Source organism: Streptomyces sp. NPDC020747 (genome assembly GCF_044334695.1).
Lineage (GTDB): Bacteria > Actinomycetota > Actinomycetes > Streptomycetales > Streptomycetaceae > Streptomyces.
This window is the reverse complement of sequence record NZ_JBIRTJ010000025.1, coordinates 22,785-42,428: the sequence shown is the minus strand read 5'-3', so window position 1 is coordinate 42,428 and position 19,644 is coordinate 22,785. Positions and strand designations below refer to the sequence as shown.

Annotated in this window: 14 protein-coding genes; 10 read left to right on the top strand and 4 right to left on the bottom strand. The window is 70.3% G+C overall.

Annotation, left to right across the window (positions count from 1 at the left end):
- The 7 genes from ACH4YP_RS43955 to ACH4YP_RS43925 all read left to right on the top strand — a co-directional run bounded on the left by ACH4YP_RS43955 (nucleotide 1) and on the right by ACH4YP_RS43925 (nucleotide 7,722).
- Nucleotides 1-438 (top strand): MarR family transcriptional regulator, encoded by a 438-nt coding sequence (locus ACH4YP_RS43955; RefSeq protein ID WP_398496994.1) that lies wholly within the window; start codon nucleotides 1-3, stop codon nucleotides 436-438.
- A gap of 287 nt (nucleotides 439-725) precedes the next feature.
- Nucleotides 726-1,754: a glutamine synthetase gene (glnII, locus tag ACH4YP_RS43950; RefSeq protein ID WP_361061181.1), complete on the top strand. Its 1,029-nt coding sequence runs from the start codon at nucleotides 726-728 to the stop codon at nucleotides 1,752-1,754.
- A 327-nt stretch (nucleotides 1,755-2,081) separates the two neighbouring features.
- A complete protein-coding gene (locus ACH4YP_RS43945; protein ID WP_398496935.1) occupies nucleotides 2,082-2,690 on the top strand; it encodes a winged helix-turn-helix domain-containing protein in 609 nt (202 codons plus the stop codon).
- A 112-nt stretch (nucleotides 2,691-2,802) separates the two neighbouring features.
- Complete coding sequence (locus tag ACH4YP_RS43940; RefSeq protein ID WP_398496933.1) at nucleotides 2,803-3,831, top strand: SDR family oxidoreductase; 1,029 nt, start codon at nucleotides 2,803-2,805, stop codon at nucleotides 3,829-3,831.
- Nucleotides 3,832-3,918: 87 nt separating this feature from the next.
- A complete protein-coding gene (locus tag ACH4YP_RS43935) occupies nucleotides 3,919-5,220 on the top strand; it encodes a sensor domain-containing protein (protein ID WP_361061178.1) in 1,302 nt (433 codons plus the stop codon).
- On the top strand, nucleotides 5,205-5,858 hold the full coding sequence (locus tag ACH4YP_RS43930; RefSeq protein WP_307525239.1) for a response regulator transcription factor: 654 nt from the start codon (nucleotides 5,205-5,207) through the stop codon (nucleotides 5,856-5,858). The genes ACH4YP_RS43935 and ACH4YP_RS43930 overlap by 16 nt, the downstream gene beginning before the upstream one ends.
- A gap of 301 nt (nucleotides 5,859-6,159) precedes the next feature.
- Nucleotides 6,160-7,722, top strand: coding sequence for a DUF1996 domain-containing protein (locus ACH4YP_RS43925; RefSeq protein WP_398496931.1), 1,563 nt, complete (start codon nucleotides 6,160-6,162; stop codon nucleotides 7,720-7,722).
- A gap of 157 nt (nucleotides 7,723-7,879) precedes the next feature.
- Here ACH4YP_RS43925 and ACH4YP_RS43920 read toward each other — a convergent pair whose 3' ends face one another.
- The gene (locus ACH4YP_RS43920; protein WP_361061174.1) at nucleotides 7,880-8,323 is read right to left on the bottom strand and encodes a hypothetical protein; all 444 of its coding nucleotides are present in this window, start codon (nucleotides 8,321-8,323) and stop codon (nucleotides 7,880-7,882) included.
- A 229-nt stretch (nucleotides 8,324-8,552) separates the two neighbouring features.
- Between ACH4YP_RS43920 and ACH4YP_RS43915 the strand changes: the two genes are divergently transcribed.
- The 3 genes from ACH4YP_RS43915 (at nucleotide 8,553) to ACH4YP_RS43905 (ending at nucleotide 11,852) form a co-directional block, all read left to right on the top strand.
- Nucleotides 8,553-9,080 (top strand): tetratricopeptide repeat protein, encoded by a 528-nt coding sequence (locus ACH4YP_RS43915; protein WP_398496992.1) that lies wholly within the window; start codon nucleotides 8,553-8,555, stop codon nucleotides 9,078-9,080.
- Nucleotides 9,081-9,140: 60 nt separating this feature from the next.
- A complete protein-coding gene (locus tag ACH4YP_RS43910) occupies nucleotides 9,141-11,099 on the top strand; it encodes a hypothetical protein (RefSeq protein WP_398496929.1) in 1,959 nt (652 codons plus the stop codon).
- Between the two features lie 63 nt (nucleotides 11,100-11,162).
- A complete protein-coding gene (locus ACH4YP_RS43905; RefSeq protein WP_361061170.1) occupies nucleotides 11,163-11,852 on the top strand; it encodes a TetR/AcrR family transcriptional regulator in 690 nt (229 codons plus the stop codon).
- Between the two features lie 141 nt (nucleotides 11,853-11,993).
- On the opposite strand, the gene ACH4YP_RS43900 is transcribed toward ACH4YP_RS43905, so the two are convergent.
- The 3 genes from ACH4YP_RS43900 to pulA form a co-directional block, all read right to left on the bottom strand.
- Complete coding sequence (locus tag ACH4YP_RS43900) at nucleotides 11,994-12,350, bottom strand: 5-carboxymethyl-2-hydroxymuconate Delta-isomerase (RefSeq protein WP_398496927.1); 357 nt, start codon at nucleotides 12,348-12,350, stop codon at nucleotides 11,994-11,996.
- Between the two features lie 27 nt (nucleotides 12,351-12,377).
- Complete coding sequence (locus ACH4YP_RS43895; protein WP_398496925.1) at nucleotides 12,378-14,003, bottom strand: SpoIIE family protein phosphatase; 1,626 nt, start codon at nucleotides 14,001-14,003, stop codon at nucleotides 12,378-12,380.
- A gap of 72 nt (nucleotides 14,004-14,075) precedes the next feature.
- Entirely contained in the window at nucleotides 14,076-19,568 is a 5,493-nt protein-coding gene (gene pulA / locus ACH4YP_RS43890) for a pullulanase-type alpha-1,6-glucosidase (protein ID WP_398496924.1), read from the bottom strand.
- Nucleotides 19,569-19,644: the final 76 nt, after the last annotated feature.

Here is a 19,644-nt window from a genome sequence, read left to right as displayed (position 1 = left end):
ATGGAGATCGTCCATCTCCTGCGCGCGGTCGCCGTCGAACTCGCCCTGCACAGTGCCCGGTTCGCGAACGACCACGGCATGCACGCCACGGATGTCAGAGCACTGATCTGCCTCATGGACGCCCACAGGGACGGGACCGAGATGACGGCGGGACGGCTCGGCGGCCTGCTCGGGCTCAACTCGGCGGGGACCACCGCCGTCGTCGACCGGCTCGAACGGCTCGGGCACGCGCGGCGGGTACGGGATCCGCGCGACCGGCGCCGGGTGCTCGTCGAGGTGGAGAAGCGGGCGGTCGAACTGGGCCAGACCTTCTTCGGCTCGCTGATCGGCCGGTCCGTGGAACTGCTCCAGGGGTACGACGAGCGCGAACTGGCCGCGATCCGGGGCTTCCTCACGGGCGTACGGGAGGCGGCGTCGGGCGCGGAGCCGGAGGTCTGACCCGGAGAGGCCGCTGCGGAGGTTCGGGCGAAACCCATCGCATACGAGGGTCCGGGCGGAGCGGGCGTCGTACGGAACCCGCTGTTCGGGAGGCTGGTACGCGGCGCGCGAACGCTCTCGGCGAGTGAGTCGCAGCACAGAGGCACCAGGTAACACGGGGTTCACATTCGAGCAATGATCGGGAAATCGCCTGTTGACAGGCTTTCCGGCATCCCCGCGGCGCCCCGGTGCCGCAGCGCCGCAGCACCCGCATCGCGCTGAGAGACCCACCCCGAAGGATGTGGCCCGTGACCTTCAAGGCTGAGTACATCTGGATCGACGGCACCGAGCCGACGGCCAAGCTCCGTTCGAAGACGAAGATAATGGCCGACGACGCCAAGGGTGCGGAGCTGCCGATCTGGGGCTTCGACGGGTCCTCCACGAACCAGGCCGAGGGTCACGCCTCCGACCGCGTGCTCAAGCCGGTCGCCGTCTACCCGGACCCGATCCGCGGCGGCGACGACGTGCTCGTCATGTGCGAGGTCCTCAACATCGACATGACGCCGCACGAGTCCAACACGCGTGCCGCGCTCACCGAGGTCGCGGAGAAGTTCGCCGCGCAGGAGTCGATCTTCGGCATCGAGCAGGAGTACACGTTCTTCAAGGGCTCGCGCCCGCTGGGCTTCCCCGAGGGGGGCTTCCCGGCCGCGCAGGGCGGCTACTACTGCGGTGTCGGCTCGGACGAGATCTTCGGCCGTGAGATCGTCGAGGCCCACCTGGACAACTGTCTCAAGGCCGGTCTCGCCATCTCCGGCATCAACGCCGAGGTCATGCCCGGCCAGTGGGAGTTCCAGGTCGGCCCGGTCTCCCCGCTGGAGGTCTCCGACCAGCTGTGGGTGGCCCGCTGGCTGCTCTACCGCACCGCCGAGGACTTCGACGTCTCCGCGACGCTGGACCCGAAGCCGGTGAAGGGCGACTGGAACGGCGCGGGGGCGCACACCAACTTCTCCACCAAGGCGATGCGCGAGGGCTACGACGCGATCATCACCGCGTGCGAGTCGCTCGGCGAGGGCTCCAAGCCGATGGACCACGTCAAGAACTACGGCGCCGGCATCGACGACCGGCTGACCGGTCTGCACGAGACCGCCCCGTGGAACGAGTACTCCTACGGTGTGTCCAACCGCGGCGCCTCGGTGCGGATCCCGTGGCAGGTCGAGAAGGACGGCAAGGGGTACATCGAGGACCGTCGTCCGAACGCCAACGTCGACCCGTACCTGGTGACGCGGCTCATCGTCGACACGTGCTGCTCCGCCCTGGAGAAGGCCGGGCAGGTCTGATTCGGCTGTTCTTCGGAAGGGGCGCCCGCCTTTGTGGTGGGCGCCCCTTCCGCGTTCGGTCAGGGTGGCGTCCGACCAGTGAGAGGAGGGTGCTGTTGCGATCGCGTGTCTGCTTCAATAAGGGCATGACCGGCTTCCAGGAGTTCACCGCGACGGGTCGTCGTGACCTTGAGCCCTTCTGGCCGTCCCGGCAGCATCATGACTTCGACCGGGTGTGTTGTCGCGCGGTGAACGCGCGGGCCCTCTAAAGCCGTACATCCCGGCCTTCGGCCAGCGCGCACGACGTACGTCCTCCGACGACCTCTCGCGCGAAAGAGCTGACCTCTCATGGCGAACACCCGTTCCTTCTCGTCCGTTGCCACCGCGCCCTCCGCGGTCCCCTCCTCGGTCCCTTCCTCGGTCCCTTCGACGGGCTCGGCCCGCCATCGGCTGCGTGCGGTCGACCCGGACGAGGTGGTCGACGTCACGGCCCTCCTCCCGCCGGGCGCCTCCTGGCTGCCCGCTCCCCCGCACACCCTGCCCACGCTGCCGGGCCGGCCGCCGATGATCGGGTACCTGGTCCTCGTGCCGGCCGACCAGCCGTCGTTCCTGCCGGTCGCCGTGCCGGACGCGGACCCGGCCAAGTCGCAGGGCGAGGGCGACGACTCCCTCGTACGCGTCGACACCGTGCAGCGCACCGCCGAGGTCGGCGGGCGGCCGCTGGACCTCACGTATCTGGAGTTCGAGCTGCTCGCGCATCTCGTGGCGCATCCGCACCGGGTGCACACCCGCGACCAGCTGGTCACCATGGTGTGGGGCTACGGGCATGTGGGCGACGGCCGGACCGTGGACGTCCACATCGCCCGGCTGCGCCGCAAGCTCGGGGCGGAGCACCGGGAGGCGATCCAGACGGTGCGGCGCGTGGGGTACAAGTACACGCCGCCGACCGCGAGCTGATCCCGGACCGGTACCCGTCCGTACAGCCTGCGGATTCGTCCGTCGGCGGAACGGTTCGCCTGTCGGCAGATTCCCGTTCCCTCGCGCCGGGCCGCCGGGCAGAGTCGGCCGTATGAGACTTCTGATGCTGGGTGGTACGGAGTTCGTGGGCCGGGCCGTCGTGGAGGCGGCGCTCGCCCGCGGCTGGGAGGTGACCGTCTTCCACCGGGGACGCCACGAACCTCCGGCGGGGACGCGGTTCCTGCACGGCGACCGCACCGCGCCCGACGGGCTCGCGGCCCTGGCCGGTACCGAGGAGGAGTGGGACGTCGTCGTCGACACCTGGTCCGCGGCCCCGCGGGTCGTCCGGGACGCGGCACGGCTGCTGGCGAACCGCGTCCGGCGGTACGTGTACGTGTCGAGCTGTTCCGTGTACGCCTGGCCGCCCGCGGCGGGCTTCGACGAGGACAGCCCACTGGTGGAGGGCGCCTCCCCGGACGCGGAAGGCACCGACTACGCGCGTGACAAGCGGGGCGGCGAGCTGGCCGTGCTGGAGGCCTTCGGTGCGGAGCGGGCGCTTCTCGTACGGGCCGGCCTGATCCTCGGCCCGTACGAGAACATCGGGCGCCTGCCGTGGTGGCTGGACCGGATGGCGCGCGGCGGACCCGTCCTCGCGCCAGGGCCCCGTGAACTGCCGCTCCAGTACGTCGACGTCCGCGATCTGGCCGAGTGGACCCTCGGGGCGGTGGAGGCGGGCGCGGACGGGGCGTACAACGTCATCAGCCCGTCGGGGCACGCGACCATGGGGGCGCTGCTGGACGCGTGCGTCCACGTCGCGGGAGGCGCGGCTGCCGGAGGCACAGCCGCGGGAGGTCCGGCCGAGCTGCGGTGGACCGACTCCGAGGTGGTTCTCGCGGCCGGGATCGAGCCGTGGATCCAGCTGCCGGTGTGGCTGCCGCCCGGCTCGGAGTCGCACGACGCGATGCACCGGGCGGACGTGTCCAGGGCGGTGCGGGACGGGCTGCGGTGCCGGCCGGTCGCCGAGACGGTGGCCGACACCTGGAGCTGGCTCCGGAGCATCGGCGGTACCGCTCCCCAGCGCTCCGACCGGCCGGTGGTCGGGCTCGACCCCGCGGTGGAGGCGAAGGTCCTGGGCGGCTGAGCGCCGCGAGGGGGGTGGCGTTGGCACCACCCCCGCCGGGTGGTTCGGCCCAGTGACCGCGGCGGCGGGCTCGGCGAGACTGAGGGCATGAACACGAACGGGGACCACACGAACGGGGACGACCGGACCGTCGGCGACAGGGTGCGTACCGCCGCGCTCGCCGGGGCGCGGGCGCTGGTGCTGGCCGTCGTGGTGCCGGCCGGGTCGATCACCCTCTTCGTCCTGTCCGTCGTGTCGATCGTCCTCGTGCCGCTGGGCGTCGGCATCGTCACGACACCGTGGGTGCTGGCGGGCGTACGCGGCTTCGCGAACTGGCGGCGGCTGGTGGCGGCCCAGTGGTGCGGGGTGCGGATCCCGCCCGCGTACCGGCCGGTCCCGAAGGACGCGAACCTCTGGACGCGGTGCTTCCGGCTGCTCGGCGATCCGGCGACCTGGCGGGACCTGATGTGGCTGCCGGTCGACATGACCGCGGGTTTCGTGACGGCGCTGCTGCCCGCCGCGCTGCTCACCTACCCCTTCGAGGGGTTCGCGCTCGGTGCCGGGCTGTGGCGGGTCTTCACCGACGGCACCCGTGTCGGCTGGTGGTACGGGTTCGTGCCGGTCAGCGGGCAGCTCAGCGCCCTCGCCGCGGCCGCGCTGGGAGCGGCCCTGCTCGTCACCGGCGTCTACACCGTTCCCCTGCTGCTGCGGGTCCACTTCCTGCTGACCCGGTCCGTCCTCGGGTCCGGCCAGGGCGAGTTGACGGAGCGCGTCCGGGTGCTCACGGAGACCCGGCGCGATGCCGTCGACACCTCGGCGGCCGAACTGCGCCGCATCGAACGGGACCTGCACGACGGGGCACAGGCCAGGCTGGTCGCGATGGGCATGGACCTCGGCACGGTCGAGGCCCTGATCGAGAAGGACCCGGCGAAGGCCAGGCAACTGCTCGCACAGGCCCGTAAGTCCTCCGCCGAGGCGCTCACGGAACTGCGTGACCTCGTACGCGGCATCCACCCGCCCGTGCTCGCGGAGCGCGGACTCGGCGACGCCGTACGGGCGTTGGCGCTGCGGCTGCCCATCAGCACGGAGGTGGACGTGGAGTTGCCGGGCCGGGCGGGCGAACCGGTGGAGGCGGCCGCGTACTTCGCCGTCAGCGAGGTCCTCACCAACGCCGTCAAACACTCGGGGGCCGACCGCATCTGGGTCGACGTCCACCACGCCCCGGAGCACGGCGGCATGCTCCGGATCGCCGTCACCGACGACGGCGGTGGCGGCGCCACGATCGGCGCGGGTTCGGGACTCTCCGGAGTCGAGCGGCGACTCGGTACATTCGACGGCGTCCTGGCCGTCAGCAGTCCCGCGGGCGGCCCCACCATGGTGACCATGGAGATCCCTTGCGAGTTGTCCTAGCCGAAGACCTGTTCCTGCTGCGCGACGGACTGGTCCGGCTGCTGGAGGCGTACGACTTCGAGATCGCCGCGGCCGTCGAGACCGGGCCCGAACTCACCCGGGCGCTGGCCGAGTTGAACCCGGACATCGCCGTGGTCGACGTACGGCTGCCGCCCTCGCACACGGACGAGGGGCTGCAGTGCGCGCTGGCGGCCCGGCGGGCGAGACCCGGGCTGCCGGTGCTGGTCCTCTCGCAGCACGTGGAGCAGTTGTACGCGCGCGAGTTGCTCGCCGACGGGGCCGGCGGGGTCGGCTATCTGCTCAAGGACCGGGTGTTCGACGCCGAGCAGTTCATCGACGCCGTGCGGCGGGTCGCGGCGGGCGGTACGGCGATGGATCCGCAGGTCATCCAGCAGTTGCTGACGCGGCGGCAGGCGGACGACCGGCCGCTGGGCCGGGTGACTCCGCGCGAGCTGGAGGTTTTGGAACTGATGGCACAGGGCAGGTCGAACGCGGCGATCGCGGGCCAACTGGTGGTCACGGAGCGGGCGATCGCCAAGCACACGTCCAACATCTTCGCGAAGCTGGGCCTTGAGGTCTCGGACGACGACAACCGTCGCGTCCTGGCCGTTCTCGCCTATTTGGACCAGGACCGCTGAATTGGACCAGGACCGCCGAAAGGGTCCCGAACGAGGATCGGAAAAGATCGGCGGCGGTCGTCCGGACAGCCGTCGGGGGGCGGGGCCGAAGTTCCGCTTTCGCTGAATGATATTCAGTAAATCCCGCTCAACCGCCGTTGTTTCAGGGGCTTCTGGGCCCCTTGTGCCGGGATTGCGTCACCGGACTCTCACCAATTTCTTGGACCACTGAACACCTCAGGAGCCACCTCCGTATTGAACGGAGCCGCTTCACCTCCTGTCGGGCGCCTCAATGCCCCCGCAAGGAAGCCAGAGGAGTTCCATGGGACGCACAAACCGTAAACGCCGCTCCACGCTCGCCAACCGGGCGATAGCCGCATCGGCGGCTCTCGCGCTGGGTGGCGGCGGTCTGCTGGCGGCCAACATCTACGCTTCTGCGGGCGAGGGCAAGAACTCACCCCAGAACGCGCAGACGACGGCCGCCGGAGTGGCGACGATCAAATGTCCGGACGTCGGTCAGCAACTGACCGACGTGCCGAAGGGGGCACGCGCCGGCGTCGACAAGGAGCTGGCCAAGCTCGACCAGCAGGTCACCGAGGCCTACAAGCGCCTCGCCGACACGCGACAGGCCCAGGCGGGGGACTCCGGCTACGTCAACAACGCCATCCTCAGCCCGCTGAAGTCCAAGCGGACCGCCACGATCGACCGGATCGGCAACAACATCCAGCGCGCGGGCGGTAAGCCTCCGCAGCAGGCCGGCCAGCTCGCCGGGTGCGAGGGTGTGGCAGCCGACCAGCCCGCCGCCGGTGGGGGTCAGGGCAACGGTCAAGGCCAGGGTCAGGACCAAGGCCAGGACCAGGGCCAAGGGCAGGACCAGGGTCAGGACCAAGGCCAGGGTCAGGACCAAGGGCAGGACCAGGGTCAGGACCAGGGCAACGGTGGCCAGGAGGGCAACGGTCCGGCGGCCGCCGACTTCCAGGACATCAACCAGGTCCAGCCGACCGGTGGCGCGAAGGGCGTCGGTCCGAACGGGCTTCCCGCGAACGGGGACGCCGGGTCCACGGGCACGTTCACCACGAACTGTGGCACGAACGAGAACGAGAACCGCAACTCGGACAACGTGATCGTCGCTCCCGGTGTCAGCAACGGTGCCCAGCACCAGCACGACTACGTCGGCAACCAGGACAACGACGCGTTCGCGAGCGACCAGGACCTGGCGGCGGCTGACACCTCCTGCCAGAACCAGGGCGACAAGTCCTCGTACTTCTGGCCGGTGCTGCGTGTGCAGGACGGTCAGGACGACATCGACGCGAACGCGCCCGGTGGCGGTCAGGACGGCAACGTCGGCACGATCGTCCAGGCCAGCGAGGCTCAGCTGAAGTTCGTCGGCAACCAGAAGGGCGATGTCGTCGCGATGCCGACGGCCCTGCGCATCATCACCGGTGACGCCAAGGCCTTCGTGAACGGCCTCGCCAACGCCAACACCAACTGGAGCTGCACCGGCCTCGAGGACCGTCAGCTGACGGACAAGTACCCGATCTGCCCCGAGGGCAGCTCCGTGGTACGGACGACCAACTTCCAGAGCTGCTGGGACGGTCAGAACATCGACTCGGCCAACCACCGCACGCACGTGTCCTTCGTCCAGGCGGACGGCACCTGTGGCAACGGTTTCCAGGCCATCCCCCAGCTGCAGGTCCGTCTGGTCTACGACGTAGCGGCCCCGCAGATCCAGGGCGATCAGGTCACGAACCCGTTCGCGGTGGACTCCTTCCCGGACCAGCTGCACAAGCCGATCACCGACCACAACGACTTCATCAACTTCTTCGACGAGAACACGATGAACCAGGTGGTCGACTGCATCAACAGCGGTCAGGACTGCACGTGACACAGGGCAGTGAGCAAGACGCACTGAGCAAGAAGCAGTAAGCACGAGAAAGCCGGCGGTGGGATTTCCCACCGCCGGCTTTCGCTTGCCCTCAATTGTTCTCGAACCCGCTGCTCCCGAACCCGCGCCGTCGGCGTGACCGGCGCGGTCGATGCGGTCAGCTGCTGTGACCGCCGCTGTTGTTGTGACTGCCACCGGGGTTCATGTGCTCGGACCCTTCCTCCATGGTCCCGCCGAGCTCGCCGCGCAGTGCCGTGACCGTCTTCTGCTCGCCGACGGCGACCCACTTGCGGCCGACGAGGTAGTAACCGCCGTAGTCCTTCGCCCCGTTCAGCCACTCGCGCTGGCCGCGGTCGGTGGCGAACGTCGCCAGGATGTACTTGCCGCCGGAGGTCTTGCAGATGGCCTGCCGGATCGTGTCGGCGTCCGTCTGCATGTCCGGCTTGCAGCCCGCCTCGCTCGCGATCTGCTCCAGGCTCCCGCTCGCGGTCTCGGGGACCTTCTTCTCCCCGCCGCCGTCCGAGCCGCAGCCGGTCACCGCCAGCAGTGCCGTGACCGCCCCGGCCGTACCGACCGCGAGCCTCTTCCTCGTCAAACGCATTCGTACGTACCTCCGGGTCGGTTCCGGCCCACGCCGTTGAGAGCCCCGGTCAGAGGCTCTGCCTTCGGATACGGCTCCCGCACGCCCGGCGCTCAATCGCCTCCGTGTTTACGGCATCACCGGACGCATCACAGTGACGCACGCCACATCGGTGGCCCCCGTTGTCGGACAGGGCCGGGGCACAGGGCTGTCGACGAGCGCGTAAAGCCGATGTCGTTCGCGGGCACGCCTGTGCGAGGGTGGGCCCGTGACCACCATCGATGCTGACTGGGACAAGCGAGTGACGGCCGCCTGGGCCACCTTCGACGACTACGCCGAGGCGCAGGAGGCCGATTTCCGCGCGGTGATCGACGCGCTGGTCGCCGAGCTGCCCGCCGACAGCCCGGTCGGCCCGTTCGAGCAGGCCTGTGCCTGGGACTCGACGGGCCACTCGGACCGGGCCGTGCCGCTGTACCGGGAGGCGCTGGCGCGCGGGCTCGACGGCTATCGCGGCCGGCGTGCGAAGATCCAGCTCTCCAGCTCGCTGCGGAACACCGGGCAGCCGGAGGAGGGCGTCAAGCTGCTGACGCCGGAACTCGTCGCGCCCTCCGACGAGTTGGACGACGCCGTACGCGCCACCCTCGCGCTGTGCCTGGCGGACCTGGGCCGGGAGCGCGAGGGGCTCGCGCTCGTACTGGGCGCCCTGGCCCCTCATCTGCCGCGATACCAGCGGTCCATGGCGAACTACGCCCGTCTGCTCGTGGAGCCGGAGGCGTAACTCCCCGTGGACTCGGGGCAGTCCAGGTGACCAACCGCGGATTCGCTCGTTCTGCTGAACGTGCAGTCACAGGATGTCGCCCCGCGCCCCGCACCGGACCCCCGCCCCGGACCGGCCGTCGACGTCGAGCAGGCCGAGGCCGCGCTCGTCGAGCACTATCCGCGGCTCGTCCGGCTCGCCTATCTGGTGCTGCCACCGAGCCTCGGCCGCAACCGCCGGGTGCTCACCGCGCACGCGCTCACCCAGCGCGCGCTGCCCCGGGGCCGGATGTCCGGCGACGCCTCGGTCCTCCCCGCCCAGAAGACCGCCGAGGGCCGCGACGCCGATCCCGGATACGCGTACGTACGCCTGCGGGTACTGCGTACCGCGCTGGAGGCCGGCCGGCCGCTGACGTTCAGGGCCTGGCCGAAGCGGGCGCAACTGCCGCCGCTGCTCCCCCAGGTGTGGGGCCTGCGGCTCTTCCCGCGCTCGGGCGGCGCCGACGAACTCGCCCTGGACCAACGGCTGTCGGCCCTGTCCGCCCCGGCCCGCGCCGCCTACGTCCTGCGCGGTCTGGAGCGCCTCGCCGACGCGGACGTGCGCAGGGTGCTGGCCGCGGCGGGCGAGGAGGACCCGGCCGACGCACTGGACGAGGCCGACGAGATCGAGGCGAAGTACGGGCTGCTGACCTCCCCCGAGTTCGACCCGTGCTCGCTGCAGGCCCGGCCGCCGGACCTGATGCGGCGCCGCCAGCACATGAAGGCGGCGCTCGCCGCGACCGCCGCCGTCGCGGTGTGCGGGGCGCTGCTCGGGATGCCCGGCGACGGCTGGGGCCCCGACGGCGCCGCCGCCCCCTCGTACGCGCGCAACCCCTCCGCCCAGGCCGCCCTGGACCCCGGCAAGTTGACCCTCGTTCCGGCCGCCGCGTGGCAGTCGTCCACGCGCACCGACTTCTCCGTGTGGCCCGCGCGCGGCACCCTCACCGATGACAGGGCACTGCTGCGCCGCGCGCTCGCCGTCTGGGCACGCCCCGGTGAGTCCGTGCAGGTCTCGGCCACCCCCGGCACCCCGTCGGGCGCCCCGCCGGGACCGCCCCAGCTGCTGTACGCGGGCGAGGTCGACCAGAGCCGGGTCGTGCTGCTCTACGACGGACTGCGCATCGTGCGCTACGCCGAGGCGAAGGACGGCACGCAGGGCGCCGCACTGGACTTCGCCCGGGTCGACGGCGCCACCGGTGCCGAGGCGAACGCGGTGGTCCTCGGCCGCTCCGACGGCAACGTCCGCTATCTGACGGCGCCTTGGGTGCGTACGGCGACGGTCCGCGACCTGCTGAAGGTCGCGACGGGCGCTTCAGCCGCGTCCGACGCCGCCGGTGCTTCCGCGACGCGTCTCGGCCGGTCGGCGGACGGGGTGACCGAGCCGTTCGCCAGCCCCGCTCTGCAGACCGGTGAGTGCCGCTCGTGGAACGCGCTGGAGCTCACGGACCGTTCGGGCACCCGGCTGACGACCGACCTCGGTGAGCTGACCCCGGCCCACCTCACCTCGGGCCGCCCCGGACAGCCGCACGAGGCGTCGGCGGCGACCTGGGCCCCGCTCGCCTGCTCCCTGGCGGCCGTCCGCGGCCAGGGCGTACGCACGGTGAACGCCTGGCAGTACGCCCGGCAGCCGCTGCCCGACGCGGGTGGCACCGCGAACTGGCTGTGCACCCGCGCGGACACCTGGCGCGGCGGCGGGACACGGGTGCTGGCCCAGTTCCACGCCCAGGGGCAGCCGTACGGCGCGGTCGCGGCGAAGGCGGAGAACGTGGCCGCCTGCGGAGCGAAGGACTCCCATGTCCTGGCGGGCGTGCTGTGGAAGTCCGGTACGGGTGACTGGTATCTCCTCGCCGCCGGAAGCAAGGACACCGCGTCGATCCGCGCGACGGGCGGAGTCGACGGATCCACGCAGGGGAATCTCCTTGCCGTACGGGCCGAACAGGGCGCGCAGGCGGGCCTGAAGGGGACCCTGGCCGACGGGAGGTCGATCGGCGGCCTGCGCTGACACGGTGAACACCCGTGCGGCACCTACCCGTTCGCGGCCGGATCCGATCGGTAAGGTGTTCGTATGACAACCGGGGTACGCCGCAGGATGGGTGTCGAGGAGCGGCGGCAGCAGTTGATCGGCGTCGCCCTCGACCTGTTCAGCCGACGCTCGCCCGACGACGTCTCCATCGACGAGATAGCAGCCGCCGCGGGTATCTCGCGCCCGCTGGTCTACCACTACTTCCCCGGCAAACTCAGCCTGTACGAGGCCGCGTTGAAGCGCGCCTCGGACGATCTGGCGGAACGTTTCATCGAACCTCAGGAGGGTCCGCTGGGGGCGCGGCTGCTGAGGGTCATGCGGCGGTACTTCGACTTCGTCGACCAGCACGGGCCCGGCTTCTCCGCCCTGATGCGCGGCGGCCCCTCGGTCGGCTCGACCAACACGAACGCCCTCATCGACGGCGTACGGCAGGCCGCGTACCTCCAGATCCTGGCGCATCTGCGGATCGACCGGCCGCCCGCCCGGCTCGAACTGGTCGTCCGCTCCTGGATCTCCCTGGCCGAGGCGACCGCCCTGATCTGGCTGGACGGCCGCCGGATCCCCCGCGCCGAGCTGGAGGCCCAACTCGTCCACGACTTCGCGGCCCTCGCCGCCGTCAGCGCGGCCTACGACCCCGAGATGGCCGACCTGCTACGCCACATGCTGGCGGATGAACCGGCGGAGGGCCCGTTCACGGACTTGATCGGCCGCTTGGTCTCACTGGCGTCGTAGGCGGGGGGTGCCCCTTCAGGGGCGCGGGGAACGGCGCAATCTTTTGGCTTTTAGGGGCGCGGGGAACGGCGCGTCTTTAAGGGGCGCGGGGAACGGCGCGGCCAGCCCCACCCACCCGCACCCGACGAACAGGCCCGGACGTCAGTCCACGAACTTCTGGTAGGACGCGTCAAGGTCCCGCACCTCCGCGGACGCGTGCAGCGCCACACCGTCGACCGGCTTCACATGCGCCCGCAGAAGCTCAAGCGTCCGCTCGGTCAGCAGGAGCTTCGTCTCCTCGGACCGCCCGGCCAGCAGCGCGAGCGTGACATGGACGAGCCCGTGCCCGGCCGTCTCCGTCCCCACGACAACGTCCTCCGCGGGCCGGAACCGCGTCTTGCACGCCTCGATCTTCGCGGCGGCCGTCTCCACCACCACGGCGTGCAGCGCGACCGCGAACCCCTGCCGGTCGAACGCGTCGGAGAGGGACGTCGAGTAGTCAACGGTGATCTGCGGCACGGGCACTCCTGTTCTAGGTCAACGCGCTCACCCTAACCGCAGGGCAAGCAGCGCGATGTCGTCCTCCGGCGCCCCGCCGAACCGCTCCAGAAGGGTGTCGCACAGGGCGGACACCCCGGGCGGCGCCTCGGCCGCGGCCGTGCGGAGCTCCTCCATGGAGACCGCCAGATCGATGCCGCGGGTCTCGATGAGACCGTCGGTGACCATGAGGAGGCGGTCCGTGGGATCGAGGAACAGCTCCACGGGCGGCTGTCGCGGCAGACCGAGCCCGAGCCCGAGCAGCGGCCCGGCGGCCTTGGCGTACTCCGCGTTGCCCGAGTCGCGGACGATCAGCGGTGGGATGTGGCCCGCGTTGGCTATCCGGGTGCGCCCGGTGGCCGGGTCGACGTGGACCAGACAGACGGTGGCCGTGACCTCGGGGTGGTAGCGCTGCAGCATGTGGTCGAGCCGGTCGGCGAGCACCGCCGGATCGGATTCCTCGACGCAGTAGGCGCGCAGGGCGTGCCGCATCTCGACCATGACGGTGGCCGCCTCCAGCGAGTGCCCGACGACGTCCCCGACCGCGGTGAGCACCCCGTCGTCGGTGCGCAGCGCGGCGTAGAAGTCGCCGCCGATCTCGGTCTGTTGGGACGCGGGCACATAGCGCACCACGACGTCGACGCCGGGCAGGTCGGGCAGCCGGTGCGGCTGGGGCAGGAAGCTGTGCTGGAGCGTGAGGGCGACATGGCGCTCGACCTGGTACATCAGCAGGGGTTCGGCGGCGAGCGCGGTGGCCTGGGCGAGACGGCCGACCAGTTCCGCGTCGTCGGGTTCACCGGCCCGCGGTATGTACAGGGGCGTCGCGAAGCACACCGGTGCGCTGCCGTCCTGAGTCAGGGTGAGCACGAGGCGGGCGTCGTCCCGGACGCCGGGCCGGAAGAAGCCCATGGGCCACAGGTGCGCGGGCACGACGGTGCGGAACACCCCGGTGCGCCCCTTGCCGATCTGGCCGATCAGCCGGACGACGGCCTCCTGCGCGTCGCTGTCCGGCACGGCGAAGACGCTGCGGCCCTTGGAGGTGCTGTAGTACAGCTCGCCGTCCGGGCCGAGGACGAAGACGACGGCCGGGCCGCCGGTGAGCCGGGCGGCGCCCTCGGCGGACGCGTCGGCGAGTTCCGTGAGGTTGCGCGCGGCCTGGACGGTGACGATCATCCCGGACAGCAGGGTCAGCCGGCGTACGAGCGTCTCGGCGCCCGAGCGCATCCGGGCCGCGCGCACCGCGGCCCGTACGACGGCCCGGATCTCCTCGGGTTCGGCGGGCACCGTCAGATACGCCTCGCCGCCGGCTTCCAGGCCCTCGCACCGGTCGGCGGGTGCCACGGCGGCGGCGGAGAAGTGGACGACGGGCAGCGTGGACATGGGCGGCTGCGCCTTGAGCCTGCGGCACAGTTCGAAACCGCTCATGTCCGGCAGGCCGACGTCGATGAGGGCCACGTCGGGCAGGGATCCCGCGCGCAGCCGTACGTCGAGTTCGACGAGCGCCTCGCCGGCGGTGGCGACGGGCACGATCCGGTGACCGGCGCGGCGCAGCACCGCCCCCAGGGCATAGCGACTGGCCGGCACGTCGTCGACGATCAGCACGGTGGTGCGCGTCCTGTTGGCGTTGCCGTCCATCTGCGCGGCCCCCGGGGCACGGTGGTGGGGCGGAACAGAGTTCGGGTTCCGCCCCACCAAAATAGTGCCTTGTCAGGCGGTCCGGGTAAATACGGCCACGCTGCGCCCCGGAACGGCGAAACTGCCCGATTCCGGATCGTACGAAGAGGACTTGACGGTGGAGTCCGCTCCCGTCCGCTGCACCGGATGCAGTCCGTACGCCGTCCCGGCCAGGGAGGCGATCCGCTGCTCCTGCTTCTCGGGGGTCGCGTTGAACACCACGACGAGATCGCCGAGTTGCATGGTGATCACCCCGGGTGTCTCGTCCTTCCCGGACAGTGGGAAGGACAGCTTCGACCGCACCTGTTCGGCGGTGCCCAGCCCGAAGACGCTCTCGCTCGTACGGATCCTCAGCAGGTCCTGGTACGCGGCGGCGGCGCCCTCGATCTGCGGGCAGCCCACCTTGAGGCCTGCGGACGTCAACAGGGGCTTGGCGTATGGCCACTTGGACTCGTTGTCGGCGGCCATCGGCAGCCCGCGCCCGAAGCCGTTGCCGTCGCGGCAGTCCCAGTGGATCGCGTTGAACCAGTCGCCGCTGTCGTACGAGTTGCGGTCGAGCGACTTGGAACGCAGCAGGTCGGTGCCCGCCTGGGACAGTGCCGGGCCCTGTGAGAGCGAGGCCGTGGCCATCGCGAGGACCTGCATCCGGGCCCGGTCGGCGGCCGAGGTTCCCTTGGGCAGCTTGAACGCGAGCGCGTCGAACAGTGACTCGTTGTCGTGGGCGTCCACGTACGCGAGGGCGTCGCCGGGCGCGTCCGCGTAGCCGGCGGGCGCCCCGTTGTAGTCGACCTCGGAGCCCTTGACCTCCTTGCCGGCGGTGTCGGTGAAGGTGTACTCGGCGAGGTTGCCGGACAGTCCCACCTTGATCAGGTCCTGGTAGTGCAGGAGGCGGGCCTTCTGCTCGGCCGAAGTGCCGTTGCTGTCCGAGGAGTTGGGGTCGGTGTAGAGGCCGGACGCGAAGCCCTGGACGCCCGGGTCCTCGTCGAAGGGACCGCCGCCGCGCACGGCGTCACGGGCCCGGTCGGAGAAGGTGGCGATGCCGGTTCCGGCCATGTTCTTCTGGGTGGCCTGGACGAAACGGGCGTCGTCCGCGATCTCACCGAAGTTCCAGCCCTCTCCGTAGAGGACGATCTTCTTGCCGTCGACACCGTCCTTGGCGGGGGTGAGCGCGTCGAGGGCCTTCCTGACCGCCAGGATGTTGGCCTTCGGGTGGTGGCCCATCAGGTCGAAGCGGAAGCCGTCGACCTTGTACTCCCTGGCCCAGGTGACGATCGAGTCGACCACCAGTTTGCCCATCATGGCGTTCTCGGTCGCCGTGTTGGCACAGCAGGTGGAGGTGGCGACGCTGCCGTCGGCGAGGAGCCGCTGGTAGTAGCCGGGGACCACCTTGTCGAGCACGCTCGTGTCGGCCTGGCCGCTCGCGGTGGTGTGGTTGTAGACCACGTCCATGACGACCCGCAGACCGTCCTCGTTCAGCGACTTGACCATCCTCCGGAACTCGACCGTACGGTCCGTCCCGTCGGGGTCGGTGGCGTACGAGCCCTCCGGCACCGTGTAGTGGTACGGGTCGTAGCCCCAGTTGTACGCGTCCTTCGCGGCCACCTTCGCCACGCACTCCTGCTGCTTCTCGGAGTCGGCGGCGTAGGAGGAGAGGTCGCAGTCGGTCGTCGACTGGTCGGCCTTCCTCTCCGGGATGGTGGCGATGTCGAAGGCGGGCAGGAGATGGACGTACGAAGTCCCGGACTCCGCAAGCTTCTTGAGGTGCCTGGAGCCCGCGCTGTCCTTGTCGGTGAAGGCGAGGTAGGTGCCCTTGTCCTTCGCCGGGACCGATCTGTCGCCGACGGAGAAGTCCCGGATGTGCAGCTCCTGGATCTGCGCGTCCTTCAGCGGGACCGCCTTGGGTTTCCGCAGGCCCGACCAGCCGCTCGGGGCAAGGGACTTGGCGCCCAGGTCGACGACGAGACTGTGCTCGGAGTTCGCGGTGAGGGCGACCGAGTAGGGGTCGGTGACCTTGTTGGTGACGACCTCGCGGACGCTGGGCGCCCACACCTTCACGACGTACCGATAGGCCTTGTTCTGCCAGGACTTGGGGCCGGACACGGACCAGACGCCGGTGGCGGAGTCCCGCTTCATCGGCACGGTCTTCGGTGACGTGCCGGTGTCCCCGATCTCCAGCTTCACGTCCTGCGCGGTGGGCGCCCACACGGAGAGCGTCGGCCGCCCCTTGTCGAACGTCGGCCCGAGTTCCGCCTTCGTGGCGCCGCCGTACAGGTCGTCGAGCACGCCCGCGATCTGGACGCCGGTGGCCGCCAACACGGCTCCGTTCGCGGCCCGTTGGGAGGCGACGAGCTGGCCGCGCAGCGCCTCGCGCACCCGGTCGCGGTCACGCGGGTCGACGGACCAGGCCCGGTAGTCCTTGAGGTGCGGGAACTTCGCCTTCTGGGCGTCGGTGAGCGTGACCTTGCCGAGCCGCAGCCAGCGCTCGTCGTCGCTCGTGAGTGCGCCGTCCTCGGCCTTGATGGATCCGTCGCGCGAGTAGAGCAACTGGGTCGACGCGGCAGCCTCGTTGCCGTTCCAGGCGACCGTGTTCCGGTCGATCCAGACCGCCTTGGAGGTGGTGAGGTCGAGCGCGGCGGCGCTGCCCGCGGGCTGCGGAAGGAGGTACTTCTCCTGGCCGTTCAAGAGCCACACCTCGTGACCGTCGGCCGTGAGGTCGAGCGACCGGTCGGTGGGCAGGTCCTTCTCGTCGCCCTTGTGGATGATGTAACTGAGGCTGGTGGCACCCTCGGTGAGCGGCACCTCGAAGACAGCGCCATAGGAGTCAGTCTTCACCGGTTCCAGGGGCTTCGACCAGTCCGTGGGGTCCGCGGCGCCGGTCCAGGTGTGCAGTCCCCAGCCGTCGTAGTTGCCGTCGGCGCGCTGGTAGTGCAGTACGGCCTTGGTCCTGTCCGGCGCCGGGTAGTCGGCGGCCGGCCGTTCGGTCCGTACGGCCTCCTTGCCCTGCTCGACCCAGATCTCGCCGGTCTTGGTGACGTCGATCGTGCGGTCGGCGGAGACGTCCTTGTTGCCGTCCTTGTCGATGACGAGGAAGTTGACGTTCGAGGCGCCCGGCTTCAACTTCACGTAGGCGAAAGCCCCGTAGGCGTCCCGGCCGACGAAGTCGTGCCCTTCGGGCCAGGTGGTCGCTTCGCCGTCGGCGAGGTCGCCCCAGGCGTACAGCCGCCAGTCGGTGTAGTCGCCGGCCTCGCGCTTGTAGTGGACGACCGCGTACTCGCGCGAGGAGGCACTCGGGATCTCCTCGGCGGGCGGGGTGCCGGTGGTGGAGGCTGCCGTCGTACTCGCCGTACGCCCGGCGGAGTCGATCACAACTGCCTTGTAGCGCAGGGCTGTTCCGGCCGGTACGTCCTTGCCGACGACCTGGGTGACCTTGTACGGGGCGTGGTCGGCGGAGCCGAGCGTCTTCCACTTGCCGTTCCCGACCTGGGCGGCGAAGACGACCCGGTTGAGCTGTCCGCCGTCGGCGTCCGCGGAGATCTCGACGGTGCCGGTGGCTCCCTCGGCGGGGGCCTTCAGCGTGAGAGTCGGCTTGGTCGCGGGCGGGGCGAGCCTGCCCGCGGCCTTGAACACGACCGAGGAACCGGCCGGGACGGTGACGGTGACCTTCTTGTCGGAGCCACTCTTGAGGGACTCGCCCCCGTCGCCCGTGCCGTCCGTCCCGTAGATCCCGCGGAACGTCATGCCCGCCGAACCGGTCGCGAAGGTCGCCTCCTTCGCCTTGTCGGCGTTGTTCGCGGCGACGACGTACTCGATGCCGGTCTTCGCGTCCGTGCGGGAGAAGGCGTGGACGCCGGCGCCGTCGGCCGCGTACCGCTCGGTCTGGACGCCGTCCGCGAGGGCCGGGTTGGCCTTGCGCAGCTTTGCGAGAGCACTGATCTGCTTGTAGAGCGGCGCACTCGTGTCGTACGCGTCCTCGGCGTGCGTGCGGTCCGTGCCCAGCTCGTCGTCGTCCAGGTAGTCGGCCGTCCGGGACGCGAACATGGTCTGACGGGCGTCCTTGTCGCCGCCCGCGCCGGTGAAGCCCTGCTCGTCGCCGTAGTAGACGACCGGGTTGCCGCGGCCGAGGAACATCAGTTCGTTGGCGAGCCTGTCCTTCTTCACCAGCTCGGCGTCGGACGCCTTCGGGTTGTCCTGCTTGAGGAAGGTGCCGATGCGGCCCATGTCGTGGTTGCCGAGGAAGGTGACCTGCTCGTACGCGTTGGCCTTGTCGGTCGTGTACTTGTAGTCGTCCCCGAAGACCGAGACGAGCCGCTTCGCGCTGCCGCCCTGGGAGGCGTACGCCCGTGCCGCGTCCTGGAAGGGGAAGTCCAGCGTCGAGTCCAGGCGGCCCTCGGTGACGTACGGGGAGGTGATCGAGGTGTCCGCCGAGTACACCTCGCCGAACATGAAGAAGTCGTCACGCCCCCGCTCGGCCGCGTACGCGTCGAGGGCGGTGGCCCACTGGGTCCAGAACTCCGTGTTGACGTGCTTCACCGTGTCGATCCGGAAGCCGTCGATGTCGTAGTCCCTGACCCACCGCTGGTAGATCTTCTCCATGCCGCTGACGACCTCGGGACGCTCGGTCCAAAGATCGTCGAGGCCGCCGAAGTCTCCGTACGTGGAGTTCTCGCCGGCGAAGGTCGAGTCGCCGCGGTTGTGGTACATCGACGTGTCGTTGAGCCACGACGGGACCTTGACGTTCTTCTTCGCGGCGGGCACGACGGGCGTACGCGGGAAGGAGCCGGAGCCGACGGACGGGAAGTCCGCCTGACCGGCTGCCCCGTCCGCGTGGTCGGCGTCGTCGAAGGGCTCGCCGTCCTTCGTCAGATAGGGGAAGGCGCCCTTGGAGAGGTACGAGTAGGACTTCTCCTTGTAGTCGACGACATCGGCCGTGTGGTTGGTGATGACGTCGAAGAAGACCTTCATGCCCTTGTCGTGGGCCTTGTCGATGAGTTTTTCCAGGTCCGCGTTCGTGCCGAAGTGCGGGTCGACCTGGGTGAAGTCGGTGATCCAGTAACCGTGGTAGCCGGCCGAGGCTCCCCCAGACTCCGTCTGGGAGGTGCCCCCATTGCTGGTGCCCTGCACAGGCTGGTTCTTGAAGATCGGCGCGAGCCAGATGGCGGTGGTGCCGAGACCCTTGATGTAGTCGAGCTTCTTCGTCAGACCCTTGAGGTCGCCGCCCTGGTAGAAGCCCTTGTCGGTGGGGTCGTACCCGGTTTCGAGGCGGGAGCCCGTGAGGCCGCCCTTGTCGTTCGACGTGTCGCCGTTGGCGAAACGGTCCGGCAGGACGAAGTAGAACTGCTCGCGGGTCAGGTCGTTGCGGGCGGACGTCTTGGCCAGTGCCGCGTCCGACGGGGGTGCGGGCGGGGCCGCGGCGCGCGCGGCGAGGGGCTGGACGAGCGCTGCCGCGAGAGCGGCCACGGCGACGGCCGCGATCCGTCTGCGCTGCGCGGTACGGCGCACCCTGGGCGCCGGCCATCTTGGTATCACAGGCCTGAACTCCTTGCGGTTACGGATCCGCGTGACCGTATCGCCGCTGAAACACTTTCAGCAAGAGGCCTGCAAA

What these genes read in the sequence shown, in the direction of transcription:
- ACH4YP_RS43955 (WP_398496994.1), top strand. Translation starts at nt 1, where the DNA reads ATGGAGATCGTCCATCTCCTGCGCGCGGTCGCCGTCGAACTCGCCCTG.
- ACH4YP_RS43945 (WP_398496935.1), top strand. Translation starts at nt 2,082, where the DNA reads ATGGCGAACACCCGTTCCTTCTCGTCCGTTGCCACCGCGCCCTCCGCG.
- ACH4YP_RS43940 (WP_398496933.1), top strand. Translation starts at nt 2,803, where the DNA reads ATGAGACTTCTGATGCTGGGTGGTACGGAGTTCGTGGGCCGGGCCGTC.
- ACH4YP_RS43935 (WP_361061178.1), top strand. Translation starts at nt 3,919, where the DNA reads ATGAACACGAACGGGGACCACACGAACGGGGACGACCGGACCGTCGGC.
- ACH4YP_RS43925 (WP_398496931.1), top strand. Translation starts at nt 6,160, where the DNA reads ATGGGACGCACAAACCGTAAACGCCGCTCCACGCTCGCCAACCGGGCG.
- ACH4YP_RS43920 (WP_361061174.1), bottom strand. Translation starts at nt 8,323, where the DNA reads ATGCGTTTGACGAGGAAGAGGCTCGCGGTCGGTACGGCCGGGGCGGTC.
- ACH4YP_RS43905 (WP_361061170.1), top strand. Translation starts at nt 11,163, where the DNA reads ATGACAACCGGGGTACGCCGCAGGATGGGTGTCGAGGAGCGGCGGCAG.
- ACH4YP_RS43895 (WP_398496925.1), bottom strand. Translation starts at nt 14,003, where the DNA reads ATGGACGGCAACGCCAACAGGACGCGCACCACCGTGCTGATCGTCGAC.